Source organism: Janibacter sp. CFPM2_SD2 (genome assembly GCF_057364645.1).
The window spans coordinates 1-6,287 of the sequence record NZ_JBNFOF010000180.1 but is presented as its reverse complement, the minus strand read 5'-3'; the positions used below and the strand labels follow the sequence as shown (position 1 = coordinate 6,287).

General features: G+C 69.0%; 6 protein-coding genes. 4 read left to right on the top strand and 2 right to left on the bottom strand.

The window, feature by feature from the left end; all coding sequences use genetic code 11:
• The coding region (locus AC2W7J_RS14475; protein ID WP_485983237.1) for a Glu/Leu/Phe/Val dehydrogenase dimerization domain-containing protein at nucleotides 1–1,042 on the bottom strand (1,042 nt) is incomplete at its 3' end.
• 64 nt (nucleotides 1,043–1,106) lie between these two features.
• Nucleotides 1,107–1,628 carry a beta-class carbonic anhydrase gene (locus AC2W7J_RS14470; protein ID WP_485983235.1) on the bottom strand — a complete coding sequence of 174 codons (522 nt, stop codon included), beginning with the start codon at nucleotides 1,626–1,628 and terminating at the stop codon, nucleotides 1,107–1,109.
• Nucleotides 1,629–1,896: 268 nt separating this feature from the next.
• On the opposite strand from AC2W7J_RS14470, the gene AC2W7J_RS14465 reads away from it, so the two are divergent.
• The 4 genes from AC2W7J_RS14465 to AC2W7J_RS14450 all read left to right on the top strand — a co-directional run.
• Complete coding sequence (locus AC2W7J_RS14465; protein WP_485983233.1) at nucleotides 1,897–3,174, top strand: extracellular solute-binding protein; 1,278 nt, start codon at nucleotides 1,897–1,899, stop codon at nucleotides 3,172–3,174.
• Entirely contained in the window at nucleotides 3,171–4,112 is a 942-nt protein-coding gene (locus tag AC2W7J_RS14460) for a carbohydrate ABC transporter permease (RefSeq protein ID WP_421007160.1), read from the top strand. The genes AC2W7J_RS14465 and AC2W7J_RS14460 overlap by 4 nt, the downstream gene beginning before the upstream one ends.
• Before the next feature lies 1 nt (nucleotide 4,113).
• Nucleotides 4,114–4,971 carry a carbohydrate ABC transporter permease gene (locus AC2W7J_RS14455; protein WP_255185390.1) on the top strand — a complete coding sequence of 286 codons (858 nt, stop codon included), beginning with the start codon at nucleotides 4,114–4,116 and terminating at the stop codon, nucleotides 4,969–4,971.
• A 31-nt stretch (nucleotides 4,972–5,002) separates the two neighbouring features.
• On the top strand, nucleotides 5,003–6,287 hold a 1,285-nt coding region (locus tag AC2W7J_RS14450), incomplete at its 3' end, for an ABC transporter ATP-binding protein (RefSeq protein WP_485983231.1).

Below are 6,287 nucleotides of genomic sequence, written 5' to 3'. Positions count from 1 at the left end.
CCGCGCGGCGCAGCGCGGCCTCGAGGGGCGTGATGCCCCTCCGCCTCGGCGGTCTCGAGCAGGCCGGTGACCCGCTCGCCGATCCGGTCGATCGCGGCGAGCGTCTCGTCGTCGGACCAGCCGGCGACGCCGCCGTGGACCTGGATGACACCGCCGGCATTGGCGACGAAGTCGGGGACGAAGGTGATGCCCGCCGCCTGCAGCGCCTCGGCGCAGTCGGGGGTGTCGAGGGTGTCGTTGGCCGCACCGGCGATGATCCGCGCGGGGATCCGGTCGATCGCTTCACGGGTGACGACCCGGGCGATGGCGCACGGGGCGAAGACGTCGGCCTCGGCGAAGGGGGCGTCCTGCGTCGGCACCATGTCGCCGCCGAGCTCGCGGCCAGAGCGCTCGCGCGGGCGGTGTCGATGTCGGCGACGGTGACGCGGGCGCCGTCACGGTGCGCGAGGCGGGCGACCTCCTCGCCGACACTGCCGACGCCCTGGACGACGACGCGCAGACCGGACAGACCCCCTTCGCCGTGGTGGTGGACCGCCGCGGCCCGCATCGCCGCGTAGACGCCACGGGCGGTGAAGGGGGAGGGGCTCACCTCGTCGCAGAAGGCGCGGGCGTGGCCGTCGTCGCGGATCGTCTGCATGTCCTCGAGCAGGGTGCCCATGTCGACACCGGGCACGTAGAAGCCGGCGGTGCGGGCGATCATCTCGCCGAAGCGGGCGAAGAGCGCCCGGCGCTCGGGGGAGCCGGGAGCGGCGGGCTCGCCGTCGAGCATGACGACGGACTTGGCGCCGCCGTAGGGCAGCTCGGCGAGCGCGTGCTTGAGGGTCATGGCGGCGGCCAGGCGCTGGGCCTCGCGCGCGGCGGCCTCGGTGGAGGGATAGGCGCGGTAGCGCACTCCTCCGAAGCCGGGACCGAGGGTCGTGTCGTCGATCGCGATGACGGCACGCAGGCCGACGCGGTCGTCGTGGCAGGTGATCATCTGCTCGCTCGCCCAGGGTGCGGCGACGGCGTCAGACGTCGGGGTGGGTTCGGTGACGGTGGTCATGTGCCCATGGTGGCACTGCGGGTGTGACCGCCGTCACCGACCCCGGGTGTCCCGGTGGGGGACCTCAGTAGTGCTGGTTGATCAGCCCGGTGTCGACGTCGTAGACGAAGCCGCCGACGGACGCGCGCTCGGCGATGAGGGGGTGCGAGCGGACGGCCGAGACGTCCTGACGCAGGGAGCCCAGCTGGTCGGTGACGACGTGGAAGCCCTGCCACGAGGCGTCCTGCCCGGCGGACTCTCCGACCTTCTGCCGCAGCTCGACCTCGGTCGAGCTGGTCATCGCGCACCGGGTGTGCGGGATGACGAGCACGCGGTTGACGTTGAGCAGGTGCACCCCGAGGACGAGGGCCTCGAGCGCGGCGGCCGTGACGCGGCCACCGGGGTTGCGGAAGATCTTCGCGTCGCCCGGCTTGAGCCCGAGCATGCCGAGCGGGTCGATGCGGCTGTCCATGCAGGTGACGATGGCAACGCCTGCCTTGGCGATGCCGTCGAAGCCGCCGAGGGTGAAGTCGTCGGCGAAGGCCTGGTTGGCGGCGATCAGATCGGCGAAGGGGGAGTCGCCGGCGGTCGTGGTGGGGTCGGTCATGGGTGCACCTTTCGTGGGGTCCCTTGCACAGTAGACCTGCGCGTGACCTCCCTTCGACGGCCGTCCGCGCGCTGTCGGTCACGTTGGCGACCGACCCCGGGTGGTCACGAATCAGCCCGTGGCCCAAGTCGTCGGCCCGCTTGCGTGACGCAGAGCGCAGCGGGGGTGTAGACACATGACTAGGAGGCAGCGTCGGGCGCCGGTCCACGCCGCCCCTGCGGACGAAAGGAACGACGTGGAGAGTCGACGACGACGTCGGATCGCCTTCGTGGCGGCTGCGGCCACGGCCGCGAGCCTCGGACTGGCGGCCTGCGGCAACGACAGCTCGTCAGGCGGGACCACCCACCTGACCTGGTACATCAACCCCGACGGCGGTGGCTCCGACCCGGCCGGAGGCGGGCAGGCGCAGCTGGCCAAGGAGTGCTCCGACGCCTCCGACGGCCGCTACACGATCGGCATCCAGCTGCTGCCCAACAGCGCGAGCGACCAGCGCCAGCAGCTGCTGCGGCGCCTGGCGTCGAACGACAAGGGCGTCGACATCATGTCGATCGACCCGGTCTTCGTCGCCGAGTTCGCCGAGGCCGGCTACCTCGCGCCGGTGCCCGAGGACAAGCAGTCGACCTTCACCGACGACGTCGTCGACCCGGCGATCACCAACGCGACGTGGAAGGACGAGCTCTACGCGGCGCCCTTCTGGGCCAACACCCAGCTGCTCTGGTACCGCAAGTCGGTGGCGCAGAAGGCCGGTCTCGACATGACCAAGCCGGTCACCTGGGACCAGGTCATCGACGCGGCGAAGAAGACCGACAGCAACGTCGGCGTCCAGGCCTCGCGCTACGAGGGCTACATGGTGTGGATCAACGCGCTCGTCGAGGGCGGCGGCGACCACATCGTCGAGAACCCCGGGGCCGACGGGCCGGAGCTGAAGTTCGGCCTCGAGTCCGAGGGCGGCAAGAAGGCCGCCGAGATCATCCAGAAGGTCAGCGACGAGGGCGTCGGCGGCCCGGCGATGGGCTCGACCGACGAGACGACGACGCTCGACATGTTCCAGAACGAGCAGGCCGGCTTCATGGTCAACTGGCCCTACGTCTACGCCGCGCTCAAGGGCGCAGAGGTCGATTGGATGAAGGACCTCGCCTGGACCCGCTACCCGCAGACGACCGAGGGCACGGAGTCCAAGCCCCCGCTCGGCGGCATCGAGATGGGCGTCGCCCAGTCCTCGTCGAAGCAGGAGCAGGCGTGGGAGGCCGTCGAGTGCCTCACCTCGAAGGAGAGCCAGAAGGCCTACATGCTCGGCACCGGCAACCCCGCCGCGCGCAAGGCCGTCTACGACGACGCCGACGTCAAGAAGGACTTCCCGATGGCGGCCCTCATCCGCCAGTCCCTCGACTCCAGCGGCCCGCGCCCGCTGACGCAGTACTACGGCGACGTCTCCTCGGGCATCCAGCGTGAGTACAGCCCGCCCGGGTCGGTCGCCCCGGGCTCCACCCCGAAGCAGGCGACGACGCTGCTCGAGGACGTCCTGAAGGGGGATGCGTTGCTGTGAGCGCCACCACCGACACCACGACGACGGCGAAGGGGGGAGCGCCCCGGCTGTCCGACCGGGCCCGGGCCGAGCAGCGGCTCGGCTGGAAGCTCGCGATGCCGGCCTTCGTCGTCATGCTGCTCGTCACGGCCTACCCGATCCTGCAGGCCATCTGGAACAGCTTCTTCAAGTACCGGCTCACCGACCCCGACAACCGCGAGTTCGTCGGGCTCAACAACTACGTCGTCTCCTTCGGCGACTCGGTCTTCTGGAGCGCGATGGCGGCGACGGTCCTCATCACCGTCATCACCGTCGTCGTCGAGCTGGTCCTCGGCTTCATCATCGCCCTGGTGATGCACCGGATCGTCATCCCGCGGCGCACGCTGCGCACGATCGTGCTCATCCCGTACTCGATCATCACGGTCGTCTCGGGTTTCACCTGGCTCTTCATGTACCAGACGGACACCGGCTTCGTGAACCGCTGGACGAGCTGGCTGCCGGGCGTGAGCGACAACTACGACTGGTTCGGCAGCTTCTGGCCCTCGATCTTCGTCATCTGCCTCTCGGAGATCTGGAAGACGACGCCCTTCATGTCGCTGCTGCTCCTCGCCGGCCTGGCCCAGGTCGACACCTCGATGGAGGAGGCGGCCAAGGTCGACGGCGCCTCGTGGATGCAGGTGCTGACGAAGGTGATCCTGCCGAACATGAAGCCGGCGATCATGGTCGCGGTGCTCTTCCGCACCCTCGACGCCTTCCGCATCTTCGACAACATCTTCATCATGACCGGCGGTGCCAACGGGACGAACTCCCTCTCCGGCCTCATCTACCGCCAGACCATCGACCGGACGGAGATCGGGCTCGGGTCGGCGCTGTCGGTGATCCTCTTCATCTGCGTGCTGATCATCGCGGCGCTCTTCGTCAAGGGCTTCAAGGTCGACCTGACGCAGGGGAGGAGCTGACATGGCGAAGGAATCCGCCAAGGGCACCGGCATCTGGAGCGTCCTCGCGATCCCGATCATGATCTGGACCGTGCTGCCGCTGCTGTGGATGCTCTCGCTCTCGCTGAAGAGCGCGAGCGACCTGGCCAACCCCGACAAGGCCTACCTCGGCAACTTCTGGCCGAAGGACCCGACGCTCGACAACTACCGGCTGATCTTCACCGGCGGCGCGAGCGACCTCTTCATGCCGGCGCTGCGCAACTCGCTCATCGTCTGCCTGCTCGCGACGCTCATCTCCGTCGTGCTCGCGATGTTCTGCGCCTACGCGATCTCGCGGCTGGAGTTCAAGGGCAAGAAGATGATCCTCACGACCGCCCTCGCGGTTAGCTTCTTCCCGGTCGTCGCGATGGTCACGCCGCTCTTCGACGTGTGGAGCCGGATCGGTCTCTTCGACACCATCCCCGGCCTGATCATCCCCTACCTCGCGCTCACCCTGCCGCTGTCGATCTGGACGATGTCGGCCTTCTTCCAGCAGATCCCGTGGGAGATGGAGCAGGCCGCGCAGGTCGACGGCGCGACGAGCTGGCAGGCCTTCCGCAAGGTGATCATCCCGCTCGCGACGCCGGGCGTCTTCACGACCGCGATCATCACCTTCTTCACCGCGTGGAACGACTTCGTCTTCGCGATCTCGCTGACCTCCGACCAGGCCCGCACGGTCCCCGCCGCGCTCGCCTTCTTCACCGGTGCCAGCCAGTTCGAGCAGCCGACGGGCGCGATCATGGCGGCCTCGGTCGTCGTCACCATCCCGGTCGTCATCCTCGTGCTGATCTTCCAGCGCCGGATCGTCGCCGGCCTGACCTCGGGCGCCGTCAAGGGCTGACCCCCGCCTTCACAGAACTGGAGAACACCCCATGGCTGAGATCACCCTCAACAACATCGTCAAGAAGTACGGCGACGGCTTCCCCGCGGTCAACGACGTGAGCCTGGACATCAAGGACGGCGAGTTCATGATCTTCGTCGGCCCCTCCGGCTGCGGGAAGTCCACGCTCCTGCGGATGGTCGTCGGGCTCGAGGACATCACGAGCGGCGAGCTGCTCATCGACGGCAAGCGGGTCAACGACCTCTCGCCCAAGGACCGCAACCTGTCGATGGTCTTCCAGAACTACGCCCTCTACCCGCACCTGAGCGTGTACGAGAACATCGCCTTCCCCCTTCGCCTGTCGAAGGGGAAGCACAGCGACACCGACATCGACAGCAAGGTGCGCATGGCCAGCTCGATGCTCGAGCTCGACGAGCACCTCGACCGCAAGCCGGCGAACCTCTCCGGTGGTCAGCGGCAGCGCGTCGCGATGGGCCGGGCGATCGTCCGCGACGCCGACGCCTTCCTCTTCGACGAGCCGCTGTCGAACCTCGACGCCAAGCTGCGCGGCCAGATGCGCACCGAGATCGCCCGCATGCAGCGCCGCATGGGCACGACGACGATCTACGTCACCCACGACCAGACCGAGGCGCTCACCCTCGGCGACCGGGTGTCGGTGCTCAAGAAGGGCGTCCTGCAGCAGTGCGCGAGCCCCCGCGAGCTCTACGACCAGCCGGTCAACCTCTTCGTCGCGGGCTTCATCGGCACGCCGCCGATGAACTTCCTGCCCGCGGAGGTCCACGGCGACGAGCTGCAGCTGCCCTTCTGCCGGGTGCCGATGCCGCAGGCCGTGCGCGAGCGCGCCGGGGACAAGGACCTGCTCATCGTCGGCATCCGTCCCGAGCACATCAAGGACGCCGACCTGGGTGACGTGCCCGCCGGCGGCGTGCGCTTCGCGGCGCCGGTCGACCAGACGGAGTGGCTGGGCAACGAGCAGTACGCCTACATCCCCTTCACCGTCGAGGGCGACGTCAAGGACAAGCTCGACGAGCTCGACAAGGAGCTCGACGGCGAGGGCATGCGCACCCAGATGGTCATCAACCTCGACCCGCGCTCGCGGGTGCGTGAGGGCGACGACGGCAACTTCGTCTTCGACCCCGCCCTCATGCACGTCTTCGACCCCGAGACCGGCGACTGCCTCACCCGTGACGACGCGAAGGCCGCGGAGATCGCCCGCCAGTCCGAGGAGGACCGGCAGCGCGCCCTCGAGCGGCGCCGCGAGCGCGCCGCGCCGCCGCGCCGGCGCATGTACGACTACCCGGCCGACGGGCCCAAGG

Bases quoted from the DNA above. Each gene is read 5' to 3' on its own strand.
- AC2W7J_RS14455 (WP_255185390.1), top strand. From the start codon at position 4,114: ATGGCGAAGGAATCCGCCAAGGGCACCGGCATCTGGAGCGTCCTCGCG.
- AC2W7J_RS14470 (WP_485983235.1), bottom strand. From the start codon at position 1,628: ATGACCGACCCCACCACGACCGCCGGCGACTCCCCCTTCGCCGATCTG.